Source organism: Streptomyces sp. KPB2 (genome assembly GCF_003950055.1).
Lineage (GTDB): Bacteria > Actinomycetota > Actinomycetes > Streptomycetales > Streptomycetaceae > Streptomyces > Streptomyces salinarius.
Genome location: NZ_CP034353.1, coordinates 1,977,632 through 2,002,131, shown reverse-complemented (window position 1 = coordinate 2,002,131; position 24,500 = coordinate 1,977,632). Strand labels below are relative to the sequence as shown.

Annotated in this window: 20 protein-coding genes and 1 pseudogene; 14 read left to right on the top strand and 7 right to left on the bottom strand. The window is 70.2% G+C overall.

Annotated elements, in window-relative coordinates; genetic code table 11:
- Window positions 1-75: 75 nt before the first annotated feature.
- Complete coding sequence (locus D1J63_RS08610) at window positions 76-1,068, bottom strand: LysR family transcriptional regulator (protein WP_125628449.1); 993 nt, start codon at window positions 1,066-1,068, stop codon at window positions 76-78.
- 242 nt (window positions 1,069-1,310) lie between these two features.
- On the opposite strand from D1J63_RS08610, the gene D1J63_RS08605 reads away from it, so the two are divergent.
- The 6 genes and pseudogenes from D1J63_RS08605 (at window position 1,311) to D1J63_RS08575 (ending at window position 7,837) form a co-directional block, all read left to right on the top strand.
- Complete coding sequence (locus D1J63_RS08605; RefSeq protein ID WP_125628448.1) at window positions 1,311-1,826, top strand: ATP-binding protein; 516 nt, start codon at window positions 1,311-1,313, stop codon at window positions 1,824-1,826.
- A gap of 227 nt (window positions 1,827-2,053) precedes the next feature.
- Window positions 2,054-2,594, top strand: a pseudogene (locus D1J63_RS08600) (transcriptional regulator); the annotation flags it as partial.
- A gap of 180 nt (window positions 2,595-2,774) precedes the next feature.
- Window positions 2,775-4,025: an NAD(P)/FAD-dependent oxidoreductase gene (locus D1J63_RS08595; protein WP_125635330.1), complete on the top strand. Its 1,251-nt coding sequence runs from the start codon at window positions 2,775-2,777 to the stop codon at window positions 4,023-4,025.
- Window positions 4,026-4,375: 350 nt separating this feature from the next.
- Window positions 4,376-6,652: a DUF262 domain-containing protein gene (locus tag D1J63_RS08590; protein ID WP_125628447.1), complete on the top strand. Its 2,277-nt coding sequence runs from the start codon at window positions 4,376-4,378 to the stop codon at window positions 6,650-6,652.
- A gap of 601 nt (window positions 6,653-7,253) precedes the next feature.
- The gene (locus D1J63_RS08580) at window positions 7,254-7,448 is read left to right on the top strand and encodes a ribbon-helix-helix protein, CopG family (RefSeq protein ID WP_007445201.1); all 195 of its coding nucleotides are present in this window, start codon (window positions 7,254-7,256) and stop codon (window positions 7,446-7,448) included.
- Window positions 7,445-7,837: a type II toxin-antitoxin system death-on-curing family toxin gene (locus D1J63_RS08575; protein WP_125628445.1), complete on the top strand. Its 393-nt coding sequence runs from the start codon at window positions 7,445-7,447 to the stop codon at window positions 7,835-7,837. The genes D1J63_RS08580 and D1J63_RS08575 overlap by 4 nt, the downstream gene beginning before the upstream one ends.
- 57 nt (window positions 7,838-7,894) lie before the next feature.
- Here the strand turns inward: D1J63_RS08575 and D1J63_RS08570 are convergent, their stop codons facing one another.
- Both D1J63_RS08570 and D1J63_RS08565 read right to left on the bottom strand, forming a co-directional pair.
- Window positions 7,895-8,767, bottom strand: coding sequence for a hypothetical protein (locus D1J63_RS08570; RefSeq protein ID WP_125628444.1), 873 nt, complete (start codon window positions 8,765-8,767; stop codon window positions 7,895-7,897).
- Between the two features lie 264 nt (window positions 8,768-9,031).
- On the bottom strand, window positions 9,032-10,465 hold the full coding sequence (locus D1J63_RS08565; RefSeq protein WP_125628443.1) for an endo-1,4-beta-xylanase: 1,434 nt from the start codon (window positions 10,463-10,465) through the stop codon (window positions 9,032-9,034).
- 408 nt (window positions 10,466-10,873) lie between these two features.
- Between D1J63_RS08565 and D1J63_RS08560 the strand changes: the two genes are divergently transcribed.
- From D1J63_RS08560 to D1J63_RS08550, 4 genes are all read left to right on the top strand, one after another.
- Window positions 10,874-12,301, top strand: coding sequence for a non-reducing end alpha-L-arabinofuranosidase family hydrolase (locus D1J63_RS08560; RefSeq protein ID WP_125628442.1), 1,428 nt, complete (start codon window positions 10,874-10,876; stop codon window positions 12,299-12,301).
- Between the two features lie 134 nt (window positions 12,302-12,435).
- Entirely contained in the window at window positions 12,436-13,185 is a 750-nt protein-coding gene (locus D1J63_RS08555) for a DsbA family protein (RefSeq protein ID WP_241235536.1), read from the top strand.
- Window positions 13,185-13,424, top strand: a complete 240-nt coding sequence (locus D1J63_RS37080; protein ID WP_241235535.1) for a tetratricopeptide repeat protein — start codon at window positions 13,185-13,187, stop codon at window positions 13,422-13,424. The genes D1J63_RS08555 and D1J63_RS37080 overlap by 1 nt, the downstream gene beginning before the upstream one ends.
- 156 nt (window positions 13,425-13,580) lie before the next feature.
- Complete coding sequence (locus tag D1J63_RS08550; protein WP_164712770.1) at window positions 13,581-14,192, top strand: TetR/AcrR family transcriptional regulator; 612 nt, start codon at window positions 13,581-13,583, stop codon at window positions 14,190-14,192.
- A 55-nt stretch (window positions 14,193-14,247) separates the two neighbouring features.
- Here D1J63_RS08550 and D1J63_RS08545 read toward each other — a convergent pair whose 3' ends face one another.
- The 3 genes from D1J63_RS08545 to D1J63_RS08535 all read right to left on the bottom strand — a co-directional run bounded on the left by D1J63_RS08545 (window position 14,248) and on the right by D1J63_RS08535 (window position 18,014).
- Complete coding sequence (locus D1J63_RS08545; protein ID WP_125628440.1) at window positions 14,248-14,955, bottom strand: GNAT family N-acetyltransferase; 708 nt, start codon at window positions 14,953-14,955, stop codon at window positions 14,248-14,250.
- A gap of 263 nt (window positions 14,956-15,218) precedes the next feature.
- On the bottom strand, window positions 15,219-16,424 hold the full coding sequence (locus D1J63_RS08540) for an acyl-CoA dehydrogenase (protein ID WP_125628439.1): 1,206 nt from the start codon (window positions 16,422-16,424) through the stop codon (window positions 15,219-15,221).
- Window positions 16,425-16,448: 24 nt separating this feature from the next.
- Complete coding sequence (locus D1J63_RS08535; protein WP_125628438.1) at window positions 16,449-18,014, bottom strand: AMP-binding protein; 1,566 nt, start codon at window positions 18,012-18,014, stop codon at window positions 16,449-16,451.
- Window positions 18,015-18,165: 151 nt separating this feature from the next.
- Between D1J63_RS08535 and D1J63_RS08530 the strand changes: the two genes are divergently transcribed.
- Complete coding sequence (locus D1J63_RS08530) at window positions 18,166-18,762, top strand: TetR/AcrR family transcriptional regulator (RefSeq protein WP_125628437.1); 597 nt, start codon at window positions 18,166-18,168, stop codon at window positions 18,760-18,762.
- Here the strand turns inward: D1J63_RS08530 and D1J63_RS08525 are convergent.
- Complete coding sequence (locus tag D1J63_RS08525) at window positions 18,729-20,261, bottom strand: MFS transporter (protein WP_125628436.1); 1,533 nt, start codon at window positions 20,259-20,261, stop codon at window positions 18,729-18,731. The two genes, D1J63_RS08530 and D1J63_RS08525, sit on opposite strands and share 34 nt — an antisense overlap.
- A gap of 104 nt (window positions 20,262-20,365) precedes the next feature.
- Here D1J63_RS08525 and D1J63_RS08520 point away from each other — a divergent pair, with 104 nt between their 5' ends.
- From D1J63_RS08520 to D1J63_RS08510, 3 genes are all read left to right on the top strand, one after another.
- Entirely contained in the window at window positions 20,366-21,541 is a 1,176-nt protein-coding gene (locus D1J63_RS08520; protein ID WP_125628435.1) for a serine hydrolase, read from the top strand.
- A gap of 295 nt (window positions 21,542-21,836) precedes the next feature.
- A complete protein-coding gene (locus tag D1J63_RS08515; RefSeq protein ID WP_125628434.1) occupies window positions 21,837-23,237 on the top strand; it encodes an MFS transporter in 1,401 nt (466 codons plus the stop codon).
- The gene (locus D1J63_RS08510) at window positions 23,234-24,391 is read left to right on the top strand and encodes an FAD-dependent monooxygenase (protein ID WP_125628433.1); all 1,158 of its coding nucleotides are present in this window, start codon (window positions 23,234-23,236) and stop codon (window positions 24,389-24,391) included. The genes D1J63_RS08515 and D1J63_RS08510 overlap by 4 nt, the downstream gene beginning before the upstream one ends.
- The last annotated feature ends 109 nt before the right edge of the window (window positions 24,392-24,500 follow it).

Genomic DNA, 24,500 nt, shown 5'->3' with positions numbered 1-24,500 from the left:
TCCGCCACCCAGCGGACTGGGGGCGGGGGCGTGGCACACCGTGCATGCCGCAGCGCGGTGGAACGCGTCGGCCGGTCAGACCGTACCGGGGAGCGCCTTTCCGGCTCCGTTCGCGGGACGGGCGGGTGCGTATGCGCGCGTCACCCACTTCTGGAAGTGCGGAGCCTGTGACAGCAGTTGCCAGTGGGTGCGTACGGCGTGGTGGTGTACCACCTCGACGGTCGACGCCTCGACCGAGTCCCGCCGCCAGACGAGCAGATGCCGCTGCCACAGCGGATCCCCCGCGAGGGGTTTGACCAGTACTCCGCCCACCGGGCGCATGGTGGGCTGGACGGCGGCCACCCCCAGACCCTTGGCGATCATCGACTGCAGTTGGTCGAGCATGTGGAACTCGTGAGTGACGGCGGGCCTGAATCCCGCGGCCCCACACGCGTCGTAGAAGGCGCCGGGCCAGCCCACCCCGTCGTCCGCGGAGACGAACCACGCGTCCTCCGCCAGGTCGGCCAAGGACACCTCCAGCCGGTGTGCCAGTGGGTGGTCGGCGGGGGTGGCCACGAAGACAGGGACGGTTCTGATCGCTCGGTGGTCCAGTTTCGGAGAGTGGTGAAGCGGAAGCCCGGGGTAGTCGCATCCCAGGGCGATGTCGAGTTCGCCGGCCTCCAGGAGACCGACGAGTTCTCCGGTGGCGTACACACTGCTGACCGAGACGGTTATGTCGGGGCAGGCTTCGCGGAGGACGTCGAGCAAGGTGGGCACCACCGGTGTGTTGATGGCGCCGAGGCGAAGCCGACGTGTCGTCCCGGAGGAGCGGGGAGGCCGCAGACGCGTGAGATCGTCGGAGAGCGCCAGGATCTCCCGGGCCCGGCCGACGACCTGGGCGCCGTAGGCGGTCAGTTCCACACCCGCGCTGCTGCGCAGGAAGACGCCCTCGCCGAGCAGCCCCTCGATGCGGCGCAGTTGGGTGCTCATCGCCGGCTGGGTGTACCCGAGTGCCGCGGCGGCCCGGCCGACGCCCCCTGCGTCGGCTATCGCACACAGCACGCGCAAGTGGCGCAGCTCAAGTTCCACGGGGGCACCTCGCCCCGGGCGAACAGGGTTCCATTATGCGCCAGGAGGAAGGCGGTGGGGAATCCGAGACGGCCCGACGCCTTCGGTCGTCCAGTAGCCCGAGGGTTATGGGTGAGCCGGAGCCTCTGGTATGGCCTGGCTGGTTGTTCCCGGGTGACCGCCGTGGAAATCTCGGACCTGCGTGTTGGTCCGCAGAGGCGACTGCGGAAGCCTGAAGCGCACCGCCATCGAGGAGCGACATCATGCCTCACACCTGCATCAGTTTCACCGTCGAAGCGACCGGGGCCGCGGTTCACCGCGCCCGCCACCGCGTCTCCACCGCGCTGAGCTGGTGGGGAGGGCCAGTCGAGGAAGAGCTCCGTTTCAGCGTGGAACTCGTGACCTCCGAGCTCCTCACCAACGGGCTGCGGCACGCGGGCGGGCCCATGACCGTCGAGTTGACGCTGGTGCACGGCATGGTCGTCGTCGCGGTCCTCGACGACAGCCGGGAGCTCCCGCGGCCTCGGCAGACGGAGGCGGACGAGGAGTGCGGGAGGGGACTCACCCTGATCGAGGACCTCAGTCTGATACGGGGAGCCGAGACCACTTCCCGCGGCAAGCGCTGCTGGGCGGTGCTCCCGCTGCGGACGCCCCAGGAGCGGGTCGTCGAGTCGGCGTCCGCCGAGGAGGCGGACCGTGACTTCGCGGCGGGCCGGGAGCGCTGGTCACTGACTCCCCGAGGAAGCGGACTACTGGCGAGTCTGTTTCCGGCGATGTGAGCTCGGATGATGTCGCATGTGGCGTCCGTCGCGATCCTCGAACCGGTCGGCAAGGGGTCCTGACCTGCGCTGACACTGTTGGGGCGGATTGCTCGACCGACCGGACCCGAGCGACGGGGATACCTTCATCGTCGCCGCATGACTCCTTCGTGATCTGCCGCAGACCGGGATCGCACAACCCGGCCTCGGCCTGCGCCGACGTGCGTACCGGCATGCCGAACAGGCGACTGGTCGCCGCCAGGGCCGAGGTGATCGTGCCGACGCTCCAGGCCGTCGGCCGCAAGTGGGAGACCTCGGGGGACAAGTGTGTCGAGGTCGAGCACTTCCTGTTGTGGCACGTCTTCGGTGCCCTGTGGCGAGCAACGCCCCATTCGGTCGCGGACGGTCCGGGCGCCGTCACGGTGCTCGCCTGTGTGCCGGGGAGAATCACACGCTCCCGTTGGAGGTGCTGTCCGCGGCGCTGACGGAGCGAGGGGTTCCGGTGCGGATGTTCGGCGGTGCCCTGCCCGTCGAGTCGCTCGTCGCTGCGGTACGCAGGACCGGGCCGGCCGCGGTGGGGCTGTGGGCGCAGTCCCGCACCACCGCCAGTCGGACGCTGGCCCAGCACGTGACCGCGATGGAGTGGGGAGTGGCGGAGCCCGTCGCAGGCCGGTCGTCCTGACCCTGGGACCCGGCTGGGCGGGGCAGGCGGTGGCCGGTCTCGCGCGTCCGTCGGGACTCGCCGAGGCGGTCGCCGCCCTGGAGTCGTCGGCGTCGTCGTCCTCGTGACGTGTTGTCGTCCGCCGGTACTCGGTCGTGGCGTCCGTGGAGCTCTCGCTCCATGCTCGGCACCGGCCTGTGTCCGCCGGTCACGGGTACTGGACGACACGGAGAGGTTGAGCGGACGGGCTCGGCTTCCGGGTGCCACGGGTACGGCGTCGATCGAGGGGACGTATGAGCGACGGACGTGTGAGCGACGAACACCGCCGGGCACCGGACGCGGTCGTCGTCGGTGCGGGCCTGGCCGGCCTGGCGTGCGCCTTGGACCTGTGCGCTGCCGGATGGCGGGTGGCCCTGCTGGAGGCGTCCGACGGCGTGGGCGGCCGGATGCGCACGGACCGGCGGGACGGCTTCCTGCTGGACCGGGGCTTCCAGGTGTTCAACACCTCGTACCCACAGGTGAAGCGACGCCTGGACCTGCGGAGCCTGCGACTGCGGCCGTTCACAGCGGGCTTTGTCGCCCACACACCGCACGGGCCTGTCCGTCTCGCCGATCCGACCAGGGAGCCCGGCGCGGCGGGGACGCTGCTGCCGGGGCGCGTCCTGTCGGCCCGCGACCTCGCCGCGCTGGCGGCACTCACCGCACGGAACGCCGTGCTGCCCGTGTCCACCATCCGACGGCGCCGCGACCGCACCACCTCGGCAGCCCTGTCCGGGGCGGGCCTGTCGGACGCCGTGATCGCCGAAATCCTGCGGCCGTTCCTGGCGGGTGTGTTCCTGGAGGACCGGCTGGAGACCTCCGCGCGCTTCTTCGACCTGGTCTGGCGGAGCATGGTCCGTGGCTCCCTGTGCCTGCCGGCGGAGGGCATCGGCGCCGTGCCGGCCCAGCTCGCCGACGGCCTGCCCGACGGCGTCCTGCGCCTCGGCACGCCCGTCGCGGAGGTCACCGACGCCGGAGTGCTGCTCGGGGACGGGAGCGAGGTACCGGCCCGGGCCGTCGTGGTCGCGACGGACCCGGCGACCGCCGCCGGCCTGCTGCCGGACCTGACCGTGCCGGACACCCGCACCGTCACCACCTACCACCACGCCACCGACAGCCCGCCGACGGCCGCACCGACCCTGATGGCGGACAGCACCGGCACCGTCCTGAACACCTGCGTGATCAGCGCGGTCGCTCCCACCTACGCTTCCCCCGGCACCGCGCTCATCTCCACCTCCGTCCTGGGAACGGATCCTCCCGGCAGGGGACGGACGGTGCTCCGGCGTCTGGCCGAGCTGTACGGCACGGACACGGGCGGCTGGCATCAGGTCGCCGTCTGCACCGTCGAGGGCGCGCTGCCCGCGATGGTGCCGCCCTGGCCGCTGAGCCGCACCACCCGCCTCGGCCCGGGCAGGTACGTGTGCGGCGACCACCGGGCGACCGGCTCGGTGCAGGGCGCCCTGTCCTCGGGCACGCGCGCCGCACGAGAGGTGTCCGCCGACCTCGGGCCGCAGATGTGACGCCGGCGGTGAGAGGTCGCCAACACCATCCGCTACCTACGTGAGCACCGGTGGCGCGTGCCCTCTGAGGCTGGTCCGGTGTGCGCTGCCGAATCAGCCATCGACGCGATGCTTCCGGACTGGAGACACCACCTCGATCAACAGGCCGAGGAAAACCCGCTGTTTTGGGCTGCCTTCAAGATCACCGGAGTTGTCTGACGCCCACAGTCCGTGCGCGGCAGTGCCCACCTGAACGTCCACGGGACTACTGACGCTGCTCGGTCAGGGTGACGCGGGCTAACCTGATGCTGTTCCCACGCCATGACCGCTTCTGCCCACCAGTTGCCCTCAGATGTTAGGAGCCCTCGGCTGTGCCACCCACTCTGTATCGCGACACTGGCTACACACTCCGGCACCTGATCGAGAACATCGAAGGCGGTCGTATCGGGTTACCAGACATTCAACGCCCCTTCGTCTGGTCCGCGGCAAAGACCCGCGATCTCTTCGACTCGATGTACCGGGGCTACCCGATCGGCACCTTGATGTTCTGGGAGACCGGCGCTGAGGTGGGGACGCGTCAGATCGGGACGGAAGTCGGTGCTCGGGCACCGCAGTTGTTGGTCGTTGACGGGCAGCAGCGGCTCACGGCCCTGTTCGCTGTCCTCACCGGACACAAGATCGTCACCAAGTCCTTCGACGAGATCAACGTCCGTATCGCGTTCCACCCGGAGGACCAGACGTTCGAGGTCACGGATGTGGCGATCGAACGTAACGCCCACTTTATTCCGGACATCACCGCGCTCTGGGCCCAAGGTGGTTACAAGCCCACCGTCCGGCAGTTCTTCCAACGGCTCGAACAGGCCAGCGGCCAACCCCTGTCGGACGCTGCCAAGGATGAGCTCGAAGAACGCGTAGACAGGGTCCGGGACCTACACGAGTTCCGCTTTCAGGTTGTGGAGCTGGGTGCCTCGGCCAGCGAGGAGCAGGTCGCCGACATCTTCGTGCGTATCAACTCCGAAGGAGTGAAGCTCAACCAGTCCGACTTCATCCTCACCCTGATGTCAGTGCATTGGGAGAAGGGCCGCCGCCAGCTCGAAGACTTCTGTCGTGGTGCGGTGGTCGCAGGACCCCCCGGTCCAAGCCCTCGAAACGCCTTCCTGGACCCCAGCCCGGACCAGCTGCTGCGCGTAGCAGTTGCTGTCGCCTTCCGGCGCGCCCGGCTGCAGCACGTCTATAGCGTCCTGCGAGGAAAGGACCTCGAAACCGGCAAGGTCACCGCCGCTCGACGGCAGGAGCAGTTCGACCGGCTCGCCCAAGCACACACAAAGGCCCTGGACCTGGCCAGCTGGCACGAGTTCTTCCAGTGCGTCACGTCGGCCGGCTTCCGCAGTCGCAAAATGATCACCTCCGACAACGCCCTGCTGTACAGCTACGCGATCTGGCTGATCGGGCGCCACGACTTCGGACTGACGGTCGATGAACTCCGTCCCGTGATCGGACGGTGGTTCTTCATGGCGCACACCACCGGTCGGTACTCCAACTCGCCAGAGTCTCAGATGGAGTTCGACCTGGGACGGATCGGTAATCTGCCGCCAGGTGACGGCCGAGCCTTCACCGCGGAACTCGACCGGATCATCGCAGCGAACTTCACCGGCGACTATTGGGACATCTCCCTGCCGAACCGGCTGGACACATCCTCGTCACGTTCACCGGTGCTGTTCGCCTACCAGGCGGCGCTCAACATCCTTGACGCCGAGATGCTCTTCGGCAGCCAGCGAATCCGTGACCTGCTGGACCCTTCAGTCCAACCTGCCAAGGCTGTCGACCGAGACAACCTGTTCCACCGCAAGGTGCTCGCCGGAATGGGCGTCACCGACCGACGCCAAGTCAATGCCATCGGCAACATGGCCTATGTGACGTGGCCGGCAGACAAGCCGTCCAACACCGACGCACCACATGACTACTGGCCGAGAATCACGGACGCTATGGACCCGGTGGTGCTCGAGCGGCAGGTGCGGTGGCACGCACTCCCGGTCGGCTGGCAGCAGCTCGACTATTTCACCTTCCTGGAACGGCGACGCCAGCTCATCGCCAAGGTCGTGCGGGAAGCGTTTGAAACCCTCACAGGGGAACGCCCCGCATACGTCCCAACCGCCCCGGCCGACATGATCGCCGCCGGCGAGTCCCAGGGCACCGAGTTCAAGGCCAGCGCTCGCTGGAACGTGCACACCCAGCAGGCCGACAAGTCCCTTCGGCACAACATCGTCAAGGCCGTCTGCGGCTTTCTCAACGGTGAGGGCGGAAACCTGTTCATCGGTGTCGCCGACGATGGAACCGTCCTCGGTATCGAGAACGACCTCACCACTCTGGAGTCCCAGGCCAGCGTCGACGGGTATGAGCTTTTCGTACGCCAACTGCTCGACAACAGTCTGTCGACCCCGACAGCGACCACCGTCCGCGTACGCTTCCCCGAGATTTCCGGCAATGTCGTCTGCCAGATCAGCGTTGCTGCGGCAGGTAAGCCTGTGTTCGCCAAGCCCGCCAAGGGCGGCAACGGAGCCACCGACTTCTGGGTCCGGGTCGGCAATGCCACCAAGCAACTCCACGGCGATGACCTCCTGCGTTACCAGGAGGAGCACTGGGGATGAGCGTCCCTATGGCCGACCCTCCGACCATAGGGGAATAGCCCGGGCCAATCCCTGATTTGGACCACGGTCCGATCGCTGCCGGGAGCCTTGGGAGTCGCCGCCCGTCCAGCCCTGTCCGATCCGGCCGAGCAGTTCGTATCCGCCCGGCTTGCAAGAGTCGTCGGGGCTGACGGAGCGCGATGTGCACGAAGGGCCTCACAATCGGGCGGTCCGAGTGCTCGGGTAGCTCCGTGGGGATGCGGGGAGCCGGTCGACGAGGCCGGTGACGGTCTTGCGCTTGATCGCGAAGTGTTCGAGGTGTGTCTCGGCCTCACCCGGCCAGACCGGCGTCGCTCTTTGCAACATCAGCAGGTGTGGGAAGGAGAGGCCGGCGCATGCACTGGTCATGACGCTCGTTTGACGCTCTGAGGATCTACCAGCCTCTCGAAGGGCCGAGAGACACCTTCTGACCTGGCTGTCTCCGAATCTCTCTCGTGCAACCTGTTCCCGATGACGCATCACGTGGAGTGCGTGGCGATTCTGGAGCCTGCGGGCAAGGACTCCTGACCTGCGGGTTCGACTCGACCGCGCCAGCGTGATACCGGTCAGGTATCATGCCTGCATGGCGATGACACTGCGACTCCCCGACGACCTCGACGCGAAGCTCACCGAGCGGGCTCGTCGGGAGGGCCGCAGCAAGCAGGAACTTGCCATCGAGGCCATCCGTGACGCGCAGGACCGGGCCGAGCTGAAGGTCGATGACGTCCTGGCCGAGCTGATGGACAGCGATGCGGAGATCCTGGACTACCTGAAGTGACCGGCGTCCGCTACGTCCAGATCGACGAGATCCTGGCCATCGCCCGTACGGTCAATGGCACCGAGCACAGCGTGCGTGACATGGGCCTTCTGGTGTCGGCGATCGAACGGCCCCGGACGAACGTGTTCGGGGCCGAGCTGTACCCCGCGCTGCACGAAAAGGCCGCGGCGCTGCTGCACTCCGTCGCCCGCAATCACGCGCTGATCGACGGCAACAAGCGCACCGCCTGGCTCGCCATGCGTGTCTTCCTGCGGTTCAACGGCCTCAGCGCCGGCACCGCCCCGCCGCCCGTCTCCGTTGCCGGCCCGTTCGTCGAGGACGTCGCGCAGGACAACATCGATGTACCGGCCATCGCCAAGCGCCTCTCGACATGGTTCCCCGTTTCCTGACGTTCGGCGGCGCACGAGGGAAGCGAAACCTGGAGGGCGCCGGTCTCCGCTCGGCGGTCAGCCCTGCTCGTTTCCGCCCCGCAGGGCCTGATCCGTCATGTCGGTCACCTGCTCGGCCGGCGGTGCCTTGGCGTCGACCTCGGTGCCGAAGTCGGAGAACCGCATCACCGTGCTCATCTTGAGCTGCTTGGAGGATGCTGTGCTGTCCGGCTTCGCCGATGCGGAAGCGGGAGCCTTGACGGTCATGTCGATCCGTTGCTGCCGGAGCCGGCCCTCGTCGTCGAGCCAGACCTGCATGGGCAGTGTCGGGCCGAGCTGCCGGCTCATCCGGTCGCCGCCCGGCAGTTCGGAGACGTCCACCGTGACCTTGTAGCGGGTGGTGTCGACTCCGTCGACCTTCTCGGGGCCGACCTTCTCGACGTCCTGGTCGGTGATCGCCTTGGAGTAGGCGGCGGTCTGCGCCGGGTCGCCGATCTGCTGGTTGCTCAGACCCTGCTGCGCGGCCACCTTCTCCATGTCGATCTTGATCCAGGACTTGCCGCCCGGGGCCTTCTGGTCGGGGGACTTCTGGTAGAGCACCTGGTCGACGACACGCTGTTCAACGCTCTTGCCCTGCGCGGTGATCTTCATGACGCTGTCGCCCTCGGCCAGGTCGATGGCACCCTTGCCGTCGGAGGTGATCGTCCTGCCCTCCGCCGAGAGCTTCATTTGGATCGTCATCCGTGCCGACTCGGCCTCTGCCGTCTTGTCGTAGGCCGCCCGCACCTTCGTCGTGCCCTGTTCGCGGGCCCCGTCGCTGCCGCTCGCGCCCTGTGACGCGTCGCTCCCCCTCGCCTCGGACTCGCCGTCTCCTCCGCACCCCGACAGGATGACGGTCCCCATGACGGCGGACACCACGATGGCACCCGTCCTGGTCCCCTTGACACGCATGTGAATCCCCATCTTCCCAGCCCCTCCTCAACGAGTAGCGGCCGTCGTCACGTCATGTCTGCGTGACGTACCGAATGCCCCGGGCGATTCACAACACACTCACAGCGAAGGGACTTTGGGGATGATTCGGGGAAAGTGCGTTCACGACGGGGTACGGCGCCGGTTCAGATGCGGCGGCGCGAGCAGCGGGAGTGCCCCCGTCCGACGGCCGGTCCCGGGCCGCCGCCACGATGGCGGCGACCCGGGACGGTCGGGGCTGTCCCGTCAGGTGAGGGTCCAGCGTTGGTTGCTTCCGTTGGAGCAGGTGTAGAGCTGGATCTGGGTGCCGTTGGCCGTGCCGTTGCCGACGGCGTCGAGGCAGAGGCCGGACTGCACGCCGACGATGGACCCGTCGGAGTTGAGGCGCCACTTCTGGTTGTCGCCGCCCCAGCAGCTGTAGATCTGCACCTTGGAGCCGTTGCCGGTGCCGGCGGCGTCCAGGCACTTGTCGCCGTAGACCCTCAGCTCGCCCCCGTCGGTGGCGGCCCACTGCTGGTTGCTGCCGCTGTGGCAGTCCCACAGCTGGAGCTGGGTGCCGTCGGCGGTGCTCGCGTTGGGCACGTCCAGGCAGCGGCCCGAACCGACGCCCTTGATCTGTCCGCCCTCGGCGGGCGGCGTGGTGGAGTCGCCGCCGTTGAGCGCGTCGAGGACGGCGGTGTACGCGGGCTTCTTGCTGCCGTCGTTGTTGAACAGCAGCGGCGTCTGCTCAGATCGCCACGAGTCGCTGTCGCGCACACCCCAGACGGTGATGCCGAGGCAGCGCTCGACGGCCAGGCAGTCCTTGGTCACGTTGGCGTACGTCGAGGCCGGGGCGCCCTGGATGTCGAGTTCGGTGATGGCCACGTCGACGCCGAGGGCGGCGAAGTTCTGGAGCGTGGTGCGGAAATTGCTGTCGTAGGGGCTGCCGCTGTTGAAGTGCGACTGGAAGCCGACGCAGTCGATCGGCACGCCGCGCTGCTTGAAGTCGCGCACCATGGAGTACATGGCCTGGGTCTTGGCCCAGTTCCAGTTCTCCACGTTGTAGTCGTTGTAGCAGAGCTTGGCGTTCGGGTCCGCGGCGCGGGCGGTGCGGAAGGCGACCTCGATCCAGTCGTTGCCGGTGCGCTGCAGGTTGGAGTCCCGCCGGGCGCCCGAACTGCCGTCGGCGAAGGCCTCGTTCACCACGTCCCACTGCGCGATCTTGCCCTTGTAGTGGGCCATCACGCCGTTGATGTGGTCGATCATCGCCTGGCGCAGGGCGCTGCCGCTGAGGCTCTGCATCCAGCCGGGCTGCTGGGAGTGCCAGGCCAGGGTGTGGCCGCGCACCTGCTTGCCGTTCTGCACGGCCCAGTTGTAGACGCGGTCGGCGGCGGAGAAGTTGAACTGCCCCCGCTGCGGTTCGGTGGCGTCGATCTTCATCTCGTTCTCGGCCGTCACCATGTTGAACTCACGGTTCGCGATCGACGTGTACGTCGAGTCGCCGAGCTTGCCCGAGGCGATGGCGGTGCCGAAGTAGCGGCCGCTCTGCGCTGCCGCGGCACCGAGCGTGCTCTCGGCGGCGTGTGCGGCCGGCGGCGAGACCAGTGCGGTGGCCGTGCCGAGGGCGCCGACGACCAGCGCCAGCAGCAGGCCGCGCGCCTTCCGGCGGATGTCGGGTCTGGGGAGGGCGTATGAGCCCATGGCGGTGCCTCCAAGGTAGTGGTCACGGGAGGGCTGGAGCGCGGGGACGTGCGGTGGCGGCCTGTTCGGGATATCGATCTGCGGCCGGTTTCCCAGACAGGGATGATTGGGGTTTTGACGATGCCCGGTCAATACCTCGGGCGAAGAAAGTTTCCGTTTTTGTGCGAAAGTTTCGCCGGTCGTCGATGGTGGCGCGGCTCGCCCTGTACGTACCTTCGAGTGGCGCCGCGTTCCGGCATTGTGCGGTATCGCGCGTCAAGGCGGCCGGAAATGTTTCGCGGCGCAGGGCGATACATGCGAGAGGTATTGACGGCGCACGACGGCTCTCTAGGATGCGGACCGCTCGACACTCCGACCGCTGTTCGATATCGCGAACATACTGTGTCGCTCCATGGCAAGGGAGATCCCATGCGCAGAGGTAGAAGATCCAGTCGCGGACGTACGTCCGCGGTGCTCGCCGCCGTGGTCGCGGCTCTGGCCGCGTTGGCGGCGACGCTCGTTGCCGCCCCCGCCCAGGCGGCCTCCAGCGGTGCCCTGCGCGGCGTCGGCTCCAACCGGTGTCTCGACGTGGTGGGCGGCAGCCAGACCGACGGCGCGCTCCTGCAGATGTACGACTGCTGGGGCGGGACCAACCAGCAGTGGACCTCGACGGACGCCAACCAGCTGACCGTGTACGGCAACAAGTGCCTGGACGTTCCGGGCCACGCCACCGTGCCCGGTACGCGGGTGCAGATCTGGTCCTGCTCCGGCGGTGCGAACCAGCAGTGGCGGGTGAACTCCGACGGCACGGTCGTCGGGACGGAGTCCGGGCTGTGCCTGGAGGCCGCGGGCGCCGGCACGGCCAACGGCACGGCGGTGCAGATCGGGACGTGCAACGGCGGCAGCAACCAGAAGTGGACCGGACTGACCGGGACGCCGCCGACGGACGGCTCGTGCGCCCTGCCGTCGTCGTACCAGTGGTCGTCGACGGGTGTGCTCGCCCAGCCGGCGAACGGGTGGGCCGCGGTGAAGGACTTCACCACCGTCACGCACAACGGCAAGCACCTGGTCTACGCCTCGAACGTGTCGGGGTCCTCCTACGGTTCGATGATGTTCAGCCCCTTCACGAACTGGTCGGACATGGCATCGGCCGGCCAGACCGGGATGAACCAGGCCGCGGTGGCGCCCACGCTGTTCTACTTCGCGCCCAAGAACATCTGGGTGCTGGCGTACCAGTGGGGTGCGTGGCCCTTCATCTACCGCACGTCCAGCGACCCCACCAACCCCAACGGCTGGTCCGCGCCGCAACCGCTGTTCACCGGGAGCATCTCCGGCTCGGACACCGGACCGATCGACCAGACGCTGATCGCCGACGGCCAGAACATGTACCTGTTCTTCGCCGGTGACAACGGCAAGATCTACCGGGCGAGCATGCCGATCGGGAACTTCCCGGGCAACTTCGGCTCGTCGTACACGACCGTCATGAGCGACACGAAGGCCAATCTCTTCGAGGCCGTACAGGTCTACAAGGTCAAGGGCCAGAACCAGTACCTCATGATCGTCGAGGCGATGGGCGCGAACGGGCGCTACTTCCGCTCCTTCACGGCCTCCAGCCTGAACGGCTCGTGGACCCCGCAGGCCGCGAGCGAGAGCAACCCCTTCGCGGGTAAGGCCAACAGCGGCGCCACCTGGACCAACGACATCAGCCACGGCGACCTGGTCCGCGAAAACCCCGACCAGACCATGACCATCGACCCCTGCAACCTGCAGTTCCTCTACCAGGGCAAGTCCCCGAACGCGGGCGGACCCTACAACCAACTGCCGTGGCGGCCGGGGGTCCTCACCCTGCGGCGCTGACCCTTCCGATGCGCGGCGGGGCCGGTTCCACCGGCTGACCGGCACCGCCGCCTCAGGGGCACGTGGCCGAGCTCCTTCGGGCCGCGTGTTCGACGTGTGTTGAATAAACGACACGTGTTGCATAACTTGGGGGCATGAGGCACATCGAAGTGTGGGCCGACGTGGTCTGCGCCTGGGCGTACATCGGCAAGCGGCGCCTGGCGCGGGCGCTCGAAGGATGGGAGGGCGAGCCCGTCGAGGTGGTGTGGCGGCCGTTCCGGATCGACCCGATGGCACCGGCGCGGGCGCAGTCGCTGGAGGAGGTGTTGCGGGACCCCGTGGTGGACGCGGCGTTGCAGGGGTGCGCGCCCGGGACGAGCGCGGCCGAGAACCGGGTCAGGGTCTCGGAGATCGCGGCCGCCGAGGGACTGGGCCCGCGGTGGGGAGCGGCATGGCGGGCTTCGAGCCATGACGCGCACCGGCTGCTCGCCCTGGCGTACGAGCAGGGCGGGGCGGCCCTTCAGGACGCCGTGCTGGAGGGGGTGTTGCGCGCCCACTTCGTGGAGCGCCGGGACATCAGCCGGACGGAGACACTCCACGAGGTCGCCTCCGCCGCCGGGTTCCGTGAGGGTGCCCGGCTGCTGGACGAGGGCGGGGGCGAGGGGTACGTACGGGAGACCCTGCTGCGCGGCAAGGCGATCGGGGTGACGACGTCGCCGACCCTGGTGATCGGTGGGGAGGCGCTGGCCGGGGCGCACGCGCCCGAGGTGATCGCGGGGTTCGTGGCACGCGCCGTGGCCGAGCCGCGGCGCGAGGTGCCGGCCGAGGTCGAACGGCTGCGGATGGCCGAGGCGCTGCTCGACAAGGGCGATCCGCTGGGCTGTCTGACGCTGCTGGGTCCCTGATGGCGGAGTACCCCGAGGAGCGGGGCGTACGGATGCTCGCCGCACGTGCCCACTACCACTCGGCGCAGCTGTCCCGGGCACAGGGCGGGCTGGAGAAGCTGGTGGCGGAGAACCCGGACGACGCGTACGCCCGGTTGCTGCTGGGCCGCACCCTGGAGCGACGGGGAGAGGTCGAGTCGGCGGCGCGGCATCTGCGGATCGCCGCCGCGATGAACCCCGAGTACGGGAAGGCCGGGTGAACGGCATTCCAGGTGGTGCCGGTGTCCCGGACCGGCCGCTCAGGACCGCTTGGTACGCGCGGCCCGGCGCGGTTCGGGTTCTCGCCGGATGCGCGACGCATGTCGTTTAACAGACAGGTGTTGTACACCTGTCGTGTGTTGTGGAACCGTGGCCCCATGCCCAACACCTCGAACACCCGGGGCGCGTCGCGCGACCCCCGCGCCCGGCGGACCAGGGCGCTGCTGCGCTCCGCGGTCCTGGACCTCTCGATGGAGAAGGACCTGGACGGCATCACCATGGGCGACATCGCCGAGCGCGCGGAGGTGAACCGGGCCACGGTCTACCTGCACTACAAGGACCGTGAGGATCTGCTCCTCGACGCCACCGAGTCGACGATGGACGGCGTGGTCGAGGCGGCGCGCGCCTGCCGGCTGATCTCGGACACGCACACGCTGCCCGACACCGCACCGGTGCACCTGGTGGGTCTCTTCGCCCAGGTCGACAAGCACCGCGCCGTCTACCGCCGGATGCTCGGCGAGGACGGCAGCCCGCGTTTCGCCGCCCGCCTCGAACAGCGCCTGGCGCAGGCGTGGTTCGAGCAGCTGCTGGCCGAGGCATCCCCGGACGCGTGCGACGAGACGGCGCTCCTGGTGCGCGCGCACTTCCTGAGCGGGGCCCTGCTGGCCGTCGTCGGCCGGTGGGTGCGCGGCGAGTTCGAGGGCGAGAACGGCATGAGCATGGCCGAGCTCACTGAGGTGACCTGGGCGCTGATCCGAGGCCGGGGATGAGGCGGGGGACGACCGTGACACCTTCCCCCTCCTCGACGCCGTCCCGCGCGACGCCTCAGGGGGTGCGGAAGCCCCGGAAGGTCACCGGCCGCCGGGTTCGGAAGCCGAGCCGTTCGTAGAGCATGATCGCGCCGGTGTTGGCCTCGGCGACGTGGAGGAAGGGGCGCTCGCCGCGCGCCAGGATGCGGGCGGCGAGTGCGCTGATCAGGCGGGCGGCGTGGCCCTGCCCGCGGGCTTCGGGAGCCGTACAGACGGCGCTGATCTCGGTCCAACCCGGGGGGCGCAGGCGTTCCCCGGCCATCGCCACCAGGGTGCCGTTCACCCGGACGCCCAGGTAGGTGCCCAGTTCGTGGGTGCGTGGCCAGAAGGGCCCCGGTTCGGTCCGCGCGACGAGGTCGAGCATCTCGGGCACGCTGTCCGCGCCCAGCTCGGTCACGCCCCCGCCGGGCTCCGGGCCCGGTCGGCAGCCGGGGCGGGTGGTGCCGGGCCAGATCATCTGGCGGCCTTCGAGGCTGAAGACGGGCTCCCACTCCGGCGGGGGAAGGGCCGGGCAGCCGAACATGTCGGCGAAGGCGCCGGGGCCGAGCAACTTGGCCAGGTCGGCCCAGTCCTCCGCGCCGGGGTCGGTGGACACGCTGGAGAAGGTCGCCACGTCCGGGAGGTAGGTGGCGGCCCGGCCGAGACGGCGTGCGAGAGGCGCGTGCCGGGCGCCGAGCGACTGACCCACCGGGTCGTCGAGCACCGGGGCGCCGTCGTTCGTCATCGGGCTCTCCTATCCCGTCCGCTGGGCCGCTCAGGGCGGGTCGTGGCGACCTTCAGTCCGCATCCGATCAGTACGACGCCGGTGACCCGCCGAGCCGCACCGAGGTCAGCAGGGCGCGGACGAGGCACACCGGACACCGGCCGCGGTCAGGAACCGTACGACCACCCGCCCAGTGTCACATCCGCACCCTCGTTGCGTGGTCGGCGGTCTCATCGGGACCGCGCGGTCGGCGTGTGAAGTCGGCACGCACCCCCTCTGCCGGATCAGTGCTGGAAGGCGAGGACCTTCGCGATGCCGTTGCGCTGGATCTCGGACGTTCCGGTGAGCACGCGGAACATACGGATCTTGCGGAACAGGTACTCGATCTCGTTGCCCTGCGTGAGCCCCTCCTTGCCGTGGATCTGCACGGCCTGGTCGAGGATCCGGAAGGCGGACTCGGCGACGAACAGCTTGCACATGAAGGCCTCGGCGGGGACCTCGCGGCCCTGGTCGAGGGCGGCGAGCGCGGCGTAGGTCATGGAGCGCGCGGCGTACAGCTCGGTGGCCATGTCGGCGACCTTGTGCTGGATCGCCTGGAGCATGAGCAGGGGCTGCCCGGCGACCTGACGGGTGCGGGTCCGGTCCAGGGTGAGCCGGAGGGCACGGCGGGTGGCGCCCAGCACGGTGGGGCAGTGCAGCAGGCGGTTGGTGGTGACGCGGCCGAGGGCGATGCGCATGCCGGCGCCCTCCTCGCCGAGGAGGTTCGCGGCGGGGACGTAGCAGTCCTGAAGGACGACGTCGCTCTCGATGTGCTCGCCGGACATCGGCGTCGCGCCGTCCTCGACGCGGCAGCCGGGGCTGTCGAGGTCCACGAGGAAGGCGGAGAACCGGGGCTTGTCGCCCTCCCGTTCCCCGGTCCCGGCCATCCGGGCCACGACGATCGCGAAGTCCGCGAAGGGGCCCGCGGAGGAGAAGACCTTGTGACCGGTCAGCCGGTAGCCGTCGCGACCGTCGCCGGTGTCGCGTACGGCGACGGTGCGCATGGAACGGACGTCGGATCCCGCGTCGGTCTCGGTGAGGGAGAAGCAGCAGGCCCGCTCGCCGCGGATCAGCGGCAGCAGATAGGTGTTCAACTGCCGCTCCGTGGCGTGCTTGAGGATGTCGCCGGCGCGCAGCGGCCCGCCCATGTCGCCGAGGACGCAGTGCGACAGGACGCGTCCGGAGGCTCCCACCTCCTCCTTGAGGGCGGCCAGTTGGGTGTACGTGAGGTCCTGGCCGCCGTACTCCTCGGGCAGGTGGATGCCGTAGAAGCCCAGTTCGCGGCTGCGCCGCCAGACCGGTTCGAGGTCGGCGCGGGTGAGGCGGGTGGCGTGGGTGATGCCGCGTTCGCGCTCGTAGTCGGCCAGCTCGCCGTCCAGGTAGTCGCGCAGGCGCTCGACCAGTTCGGCGGTGCGCGGGTCGTCGTAGGCGGGGTGGAGGGAGAAGGTCACTGCGTAACTCCTGTGAGAGGTGGATCAGTTGACGCGGCGGGTGGCGTCGGCCCAGTACGGTTCGCGGACGGCCCTGCGGTCGAGCTTGCCGTTGCGGTTGTGGGGGAGTCCGGTCGTGAAGTCGACCGAGCGCGGTTTCTTGAAGCGGTCCAGACGGTCGGCGCAGAAGGCGATCAGCTCCGCCGCGGCGACCTCGCTCCCGGCCCGGCGGACGACGACGGCCTTGACGGCCTCGCCCCACTGCTCGTCCGGGACGCCCACGACGCAGGCCTCCTGGACGGCGGGGTGCTCGTAGAGCGCGGCCTCGACCTCGGTGCAGTAGATGTTGAAGCCGCCCGAGATGATCATGTCCTTCTTGCGGTCGACGAGGAAGAGATAGCCGTCCTCCCGCATCCACGCCAGGTCCCCGGTGTGCACCCAGCCGTCGCGGAACGTCTCGGCCGACAGCTCCGGCTCCCGCCAGTACTCCCGTACGCAGTCGGGTCCGCGCACGATGACCTCGCCGACCTCGCGCGGTGCCAGTTCGCGGCCCGCCTCGTCGACGACGCGCACCTCGGTGTCGTACGTGGCCCGGCCGCAGGACTGGAGCAGCTCCGCGTCCTCCTGCACCGCGCGGGCGATCTCCGCGCCGCTCAGGCCCGCGACCACGCTGGTCGTCTCGCCGAGGCCGTAGCCCTGGGCGACCACGGGCCCGAAGAACTCGACCGCGTCGCGCAGGCGCTGGGGCGAGATGGGCGCGCCGCCGACGCGCACGCTGGTGAGCGAGGAGAGGTCGTGGTCGGCGGCCCCCGGGTGGGCGAGCACCGTGTTCACCATGGCCGGCACGAGGAAGGTGGCCGTGATGCGCTCCCGCTCGACCGTCTCCAGGAAGCTCTTCGGGCTCCAGGCCGGCAGGACGTACGTCGTCGAGCCGCCGAACACGCCGGCCAGCAGGCCCATTCCGGTGGCGTGGGTGATGGGGCCGCAGGCGAGATAGCGGGTGCCGGGGCGGGGGCGGGACTCGTCGGACATCAGCAGTTTGCGCATGTTGGCGAGCCGGTTGCCGACGGTCTGCACCGCGGCCTTCAGCGACCCCGTGGAGCCGGAGGTGAAGTTCAGGACACACGGCTGGTCCTCGCCCACCTCCACCAAGTCCGGTTCCTCGTCGCCCTCTTGGACGAGCGTCGGGTACGGGACCTCGGCGGGGCCCGGTTCCGAGGGGGCGTCCAGCGGGACGGGCAGGCAGCCGGTGTCGGCCGCGGCGATGGCGGCCAGGGCGTCCTCGCGGTGGGCGGCGTCGAAGACCAGGGCGCGGACCGGGGCGTAGCGCAGGATGTGCTCGATCTCGCCGCGGCCGAGGCGTGCGTTGATCGGTGCGCGCGTCAACCCGGCCTTGTACAGAGCGAACTCCACCTCCACCAGCTCGCCGCGGTTCCAGGCGAGCGAGGCCACCGCGTCGCCGGGGCGCAGGCCACGGGCGCGGAGGGCGGAGGCCAGGCGGCCGGTCGAACCGTCCAGTTCCGCGAAGGTCCAGGAGCGGTCGCCGCACACGAGGGCCGGGGCCTTGGGCCAGTAGCGGGCGCTGCGCGTCAGGTAGGTGCCGAGGTTCATGGGGCTGCTTCCGTAGGCGGGGTACAGGGCGGTGGGAGTCGGCAGAAGTCGACAGTCAGATCAATTACAGACAGGTTGTTCATTAACTGGTCGAGTGTCAAGAGTCTCCTACACTGGGCACCGCACCGGGCGGGACGATCGAGGAGGGCCCATGGCCGAGGACAGACGGACGAGGCGGTCGCGCCGTGCCCTGGGGACCGCTCTGGTCGAACTGGTCCTGGAACGCGGTTTCACGGCGCTGACCGTGGAGGACATCACCGAGCGGGCGGACGTGGCCCGCGCGACCTTCTACGCCCACTTCCGGGACAAGGAGGACCTGTTCGCCCGCGTGACGGACGACCTGCTGGCCGGGCTCGCCGAGCGGCTGGCCCCGGCCATGGCCGACAGCGCGGTCGGCTTCACGGGCAAGCCGGTCCTGGAGATGCTGCGGCACGCGCGCGAGGAGCGCGACCTGTACCGGATCGTGCTGCGCGGCGAGGGCGACGGAAAGCCGCTCCAGATGTTCGCCGACGCCTGCGCGCGCGTCACCGCCGAGGAGTTCCGCGCCCGCGCGGAGCGCAACGCCGTGGAGCCGCGCATCGACCCCGAGCTGCTCGCCCGGGTCTGGGTGGGCGAACAGCTCGGCGTACTGCGCTGGTGGGTGGAGCAGGAGACGCCGTCCCTGCCCGCGGAGGAGGTCGTGCGGATGCTGCTCGACCTGGCGATGCGCGGACGCTACTGGGCCAGCGGCTTCGAGCCGTCCGCCTGAGGGGCGTTTGCCCGGGGGCCCTCTGCCGGGACGGCCGGGCCCAGCCGTCGCGCGTCCCGTTCCGGTCGGATGGCGGCCAGCGCGAGAAGCCCGCAGACCAGCATGACGGCGGCGGACAGCAGGAAGGCGTGGGTGTAACCGGTGCCGGCGGAGTCCGCCGAGTCCAGCAGGCGCCCGGTCAGATAGGGGGCGACGAGGCCCGGCAGGGTGCCGGTCGCGGCGACGACGCCGAAGACCGCCCCGCGCTGCAGCGGCGGGACCACGGCGGAAGCGGTCATGTAGTGCAGCGGGAAGACGATGGCGTGGCCGCCGAACGCCAGGGCGAGCAGGACGAGATGGGGCGCCGTCCCGTCGACGAAGGGAAAGGTCGCCATGGCCACGGCCGCCAGGATCACCGCGATCCCCTGCGGGGCGCCGGTCGACCACCGGGCGGAACGGCCGCGGCGGCGGAGCCGGTCCACCAGCGGCGGCACCGACAGCAGCAGCACCAGGCTGAACCCGGAGATCGCGCTGATCAGCCCGGCGGCGGCGCCCGGCGTCAGATCGAGCTGCGTGCGCAGGTAGACGGGCAGCCAGGCGTGGCTCAACGCCAGCGCCCAGGAGGCGCCGAACGCCCCGGCGATGCTGCCGAGGACCGTGCCGTTCAGCAACAGGCGCCGGTACGGCAGCCGCTCCCGCGGCGCGGGGGCGAGGGCGCGGGCGCGCTCGCGGCCCCGGTCGCCGTCGCGGTCCGGGTTGCCGCCGCCGTCCCCGTCGCCACCGCCGTTCCGATCCCGATTCCGATCCCGGTCGCGGTCCCGGTCCCGGTCCCGGTCCCGGTCGCGATCTCGCGAAGCGTCGTCGCGGGCGCCCGGTACGCGGTCCTCGCCGTAGGGGCCGTCGTGCCCCACCCTCCACCAGACCAGGCTCCACACCACGCTCGTCACCGCGAGCACCAGGAAGGCGGAGCGCCAGCCGAAACCGGTGATCAGCCAGGTCACGACCGGCGCCGCGAACAGCGTGCCCAGCGCGGCACCGCTGATCTGCAGCGCTGACGGGAGGCCGCGCAGATTCGCCGGGAACCACTTGTACAGGGCGTGCATCGACATCGAGGCCGCGGGCCCCTCCGCCGCCCCGAGCAGTACCCGCCCGGCCACCAGCGCCGGCACCGACGCCACGATCAGCACGGGCAGTTGGGCGACCGCCCAGACGACGGCCATCGTGAAGAGCAGGACCCGGCTGGAGACGCGCGCCGAGACGAAGCCGACGATCAGCCCGGAGAGGCTGAACAGCAGGGCGAACGAGCTGGAGATCATCCCGTACGTGCTGTTGCTGATCCCCAGCTCGTCCATGATCGGCACGGCCGCCAGGCCCAGGACGGACTTGTCCGCGTAGTTGATCAGCATGAACGCCACGATCAACGCGGTGATCAGCCAGGCACGTCGGCGGTCGAACACCGGCCGCGGTGGTGCCGTGGCGGCGGGCTCGCGGGGTGGCGCGGGTGTGGACGGTTCGACCATGGGGCTCTCCTGCGGCTCTGGCGGAAGGACTCTGTCCCCCGATGTCGAACAGGTTGTACGTTAGCGGCGTCATTGTTCAAGACCCTGGAGTGGGAGAGTTGTCCATGAACGACACGACGCGGCTCGGTGATCTCCGCTGGACCCGCGGCTACACGGACCCCGCCTGGATCCGCCGCTTCACGTCCGCCGGCCGTGAACTGGCCCCCAGCCGCCGCGTGTGGCGCGGCCCGGAGCCCGCCCGTGAGCTGCCCGAGCGCCCCGCCGATCTGCACGCGCTGGACATCGAACTCGGTGGCACCACCACCAAGCTGGAGGACCTGTTCGCCGCCGCCGAGACGGACGCGTTCCTCGTGCTGCACCGGGGCGCGGTCGTCCACGAGACCTACCGGCACGGCACCGAGGCGCACACCCCGCACTTCAACGCCTCCGCTGCCAAGTCCTACCTCGGTCTGATGGCGGCGACCCTGGCCCACCAGGGACTCCTGGACCGGTCGGCCCCCGTCCACGGCTACGTCCCCGAACTCGCGGGGACCGCCTTCGGCGACGCCACCGTCCAGGACCTGCTGCACATGGGCACCGAGGTCGGCTACGCGGGCCGGCCCTTCGACAAGGCGATGGAGGCCCAGCGCTACCACGCCGTCATCGCCCCGCAGTTGCGGCCGTCCGGCTACAACGGGCCCACCACCATCCGCGAACACCTCCTGACCGCCCGTGCCACCGGGCGACCGGGCACCGGCTTCCGCTACGAGAACGGCAACGTCGAGGCGCTGGCCGAGGTGCTGCGCCGGGTCACGGGACTCACCACCGCCGCACTGCTCGGCGAGATGATCTGGTCGAAGATCGGCGCCGAGGAGGACGCCTACTACATCCTCGACGGCGAGGGCGTAGAGGCGGCCTGCGGCGGTTTCAGCGCCACGGCGCGCGACGTCGCCCGCCTCGGCGAGATGCTGCGCTGCGGCGGCGCCGTCGGCGACCGTCAGGTCGTGCCCGAGGAGGTGGCGACGACGATCACCAGCGGTGTCCCCGACGGGTACCCCCGCCGGGTGCGGTTCCCCGCCGCGCCGCCCGACTCACCGGCCACCCTCTCCTACCACGACCTGTGGTGGATTCCGAACGACCCCTACGGCTCCTACCTGGCCAGCGGCATCCACGGCCAGCGGCTGCTCGTCTCGCCCGGCCTCGACATGGTCGCCGTCCACTTCGGCTCCCAGGTCGTCTCCCCGGCCGTACCGGCCGCTCCGCTCCTCCAGGCCTTCCTGCGGATCGGCGCCTGCCTCTGACCGGCGCCTGCCTCTGACCGACCCGGTCGCTGTCCCCACCCCCTACCCCGGTAGTACCTCCACCTTGGCTCCCGGGTATGACGCCCGGCGCGCGGGCGTCACCGCACTCTGCCTCCCGTCGCCCAGGGACCGCCGTACCACCCGCGGACGGCTCCCACACGGACAAGGAGGCAGAGATGACGACCCGACAGCTGGAGCACCTAGAACACCTAGAGCACCTGGAGCAGCAAGCGCAGCAATCGCAGGAAGCGCACGACACCGGTGAGCCGGCCGGTGCGAGCGCGGCCGGTCGCTCATGACCACGACCACCCTCGCGCCACCGGCCCGCATCGGGAAGGCCGCGGTCGGGGCCCTCGGCCTGCTGGCGCTGTCCGCCGGCGCCCTGGAGTCGGTGGTGTCGCCGACGATCCCGCTTCTGGAACGGGAACTGGACATGAGCCAGTCCGAGGGGGCGCTGCTCAGCATCGTCCTGCTCATCACCGGCGCGCTCGTCACCCCGCTCGCGGGCAAGTTCGGCGACCGCTACGGCGGGAAGAAGGTCCTGATCCGCCTGATGGCCGTGGTCTCGGTCGGCGGCACGGTGTCCGCCCTGGCGCCCAACCTGCCCGTGCTGCTGCTCGGTCAGGTGCTGCAGGGCGCGATGATCGGCGCGCTGCCCCTGTCGTTCATCGTGGTCCGCAAACACCTCCCCGCGGGCGAGTCCAAGGTGGCCATCGGCGTGGTCAGCGGCCTGTTCGTCGGGGGCGGCATGGTCGGCATGCTGTCGGCCGGGCCGGTGGCCGAACAGCTCTCCCGGCACTGGATGTTCGCCCTTCCGACCATCGCGGTCGTCGGGGCCACCCTGCTGGTGAACAGGCTGATGCCGGCCGATCCGCCGGGCCGGGCGGACGGCGCGGGGATCGACTGGCCCGGACTGCTGCTCCTGAGCGGGATGCTGGTCACGCTCATGCTCGTCCTCGCGCTGGCCCCCGAAGCGGCCTCCCAGCCGCTCGTGCTCGTCGCCCTCGTGCTGGTCCTGGCCGCGTTCGTCACCGGCTGGGTGCGGGTGGAGCGGCGTGCCGCCTCGCCCGTGATCGACCTGCGCATGCTGGCCCGGCCCGCGATCTGGAAGGCCTGCGTACTGACCTTCGTGATCTGCCTCGGCACCGCGATGGCGGTCTATCTCGTCCCCCAGCTGCTCGACGAGCGCGGCGACGGCTACGGCTTCGGGGCGAGCGCCACCGAGATCGGCTTCTTCCTGCTGCCCGGCGCCGTCGCCGCGACGGTGGCCGGACCGCTCGGCGGCATGGGGGACCGGCGTTTCGGCTCCCGGGCCGTCGTCACCACCGGCGTCGTCATGATGGCCGTCGCCCTGGTCGCCCTGGCGGCCGTGCACAGCGAGGTCTGGCACCTCGTCGTCGGCAAGGCGCTGATCGCGCTGGCCAACGGGCTGTGCGTCACGGCGATGATGACCAGCACCGCCACCGCCGTCGACCGCAACGACACCGGCATCGCCACCAGCCTGATCCTGGTGAGCCGCGTCCTCGGCTACGCCGTGGGCGGCCAGCTCGGCGGCGCGCTCCTCACCGCCGCCACCCCCTCCGGCTCGGAGGTCGCCGCCGAATCGGCCTACGTCACCGGATTCGTCCTCGCCGGCGTCGTCACCTCGCTGGCCCTGTTCGTCACCCGCACCCTGCGCAAGGGAGTCACCGCATGACCCGCACCACGCCTCGCCCCACGCCCCGTAGCAAGCCCGCGCCCACGGCCCTCGTCTCCGGGGCCAGCATCGCCGGACCCACCCTGGCCCACTGGCTCAACCGCCACGGATACGCCGTCACCGTCGTCGAGAAGGCCCGCACGATCCGCAGCGGCGGCTACCCCATCGACGTACGCGGCCCCGCCCTCGACGTGGTGGAGCGGATGGGGCTCCTGCCGCGACTGCGGGACGCGCACATCGACCTGCGCCGCCTCACCTTCCTCGACGCGGACGGCGGCGAGATCACCTCCCTGCACCCGCACGCCGTCACCGGCGGTGCCACGGGGCGGGACCTGGAGGTGCGGCGCGGAGACCTGACCGACGCGCTGTACACGGCGGTCCGGGACGACGTGGAGTTCCTGTTCGACGACTCCGTCGCCACCCTCGACCAGTCCGGGCACGGCGTCGACGTCACCTTCCGCGGCGGCGGCAGCCGTACCTTCGACCTGGTCTTCGGAGCGGACGGCATGCACTCGCGCACCAGGGAGCTGGTGTTCGGCCCCGAGGAGCGGTTCCACCGGTACCTCGGCCACTGCTTCGCCGTGTTCACCATGCCCAACAGCCTGGGCCTCTCCCACGAGACGGTCATGTGGAACACTCCGGGCAGGACCGCCGCGCTCTACGCCGTCGGGGACGACGACGAGGTGCACGCCTTCCTCGACTTCGCCCGCCCCCACCCGCCTTACGACGCCTTTGGCGACCCGCGGGCCCAACGGGAGCTGGTCGCCGAGGTGTTCGCCAACGCCGGATGGAAGGTCCCGGACATCCTGGCGGCCCTGGACGACGCGGACGACCTGTTCTTCGACGCGGTGAGCCAGATCCGCATGCCCCGCTGGTCCAGCGGCCGGGTGGCGCTGGTGGGCGACGCCGCGCACGCGCCCTCGTTCCTCACCGGCCAGGGCACCAGCCTCGCCCTCATCGGCGCGTACCGCCTCGCCGGTGCCCTGGCCGACGCGGACCACACGGCGGGCTTCGCCGCGTACGAGCGCGGGGCGCGCGACCTCGTGACCCGCACTCAGGACCGGGTCGGCGCGGGCGGCGGCACCCTGTTCCCGACCACGGCCGAGGCCCTGGAGCAGCGCAACGAACGGCTGCGCGCGCTCAGCGGTCGATGAGCCGCGCCCGCGGAGGCCGGGCCGGACGGTGGGTGGCGGAGTGCGAGGTTCCTGAGAATGCGGCCGCGCCGGTGACGGCTATGCCCGTTTCCTCCGCGTAGCGGTCCGG

Coding starts and splice junctions, on each gene's coding strand:
- D1J63_RS37080 (WP_241235535.1), top strand. CDS start 13,185: ATGGCGGAGTACCCCGAGGAGCGGGGCGTACGGATGCTCGCCGCACGT.
- D1J63_RS08510 (WP_125628433.1), top strand. CDS start 23,234: ATGACCCGCACCACGCCTCGCCCCACGCCCCGTAGCAAGCCCGCGCCC.
- D1J63_RS08550 (WP_164712770.1), top strand. CDS start 13,581: ATGCCCAACACCTCGAACACCCGGGGCGCGTCGCGCGACCCCCGCGCC.
- D1J63_RS08535 (WP_125628438.1), bottom strand. CDS start 18,014: ATGAACCTCGGCACCTACCTGACGCGCAGCGCCCGCTACTGGCCCAAG.
- D1J63_RS08530 (WP_125628437.1), top strand. CDS start 18,166: ATGGCCGAGGACAGACGGACGAGGCGGTCGCGCCGTGCCCTGGGGACC.
- D1J63_RS08525 (WP_125628436.1), bottom strand. CDS start 20,261: ATGGTCGAACCGTCCACACCCGCGCCACCCCGCGAGCCCGCCGCCACG.
- D1J63_RS08545 (WP_125628440.1), bottom strand. CDS start 14,955: ATGACGAACGACGGCGCCCCGGTGCTCGACGACCCGGTGGGTCAGTCG.
- D1J63_RS08515 (WP_125628434.1), top strand. CDS start 21,837: ATGACCACGACCACCCTCGCGCCACCGGCCCGCATCGGGAAGGCCGCG.
- D1J63_RS08580 (WP_007445201.1), top strand. CDS start 7,254: ATGGCGATGACACTGCGACTCCCCGACGACCTCGACGCGAAGCTCACC.
- D1J63_RS08555 (WP_241235536.1), top strand. CDS start 12,436: ATGAGGCACATCGAAGTGTGGGCCGACGTGGTCTGCGCCTGGGCGTAC.
- D1J63_RS08565 (WP_125628443.1), bottom strand. CDS start 10,465: ATGGGCTCATACGCCCTCCCCAGACCCGACATCCGCCGGAAGGCGCGC.
- D1J63_RS08605 (WP_125628448.1), top strand. CDS start 1,311: ATGCCTCACACCTGCATCAGTTTCACCGTCGAAGCGACCGGGGCCGCG.
- D1J63_RS08520 (WP_125628435.1), top strand. CDS start 20,366: ATGAACGACACGACGCGGCTCGGTGATCTCCGCTGGACCCGCGGCTAC.
- D1J63_RS08560 (WP_125628442.1), top strand. CDS start 10,874: ATGCGCAGAGGTAGAAGATCCAGTCGCGGACGTACGTCCGCGGTGCTC.
- D1J63_RS08570 (WP_125628444.1), bottom strand. CDS start 8,767: ATGCGTGTCAAGGGGACCAGGACGGGTGCCATCGTGGTGTCCGCCGTC.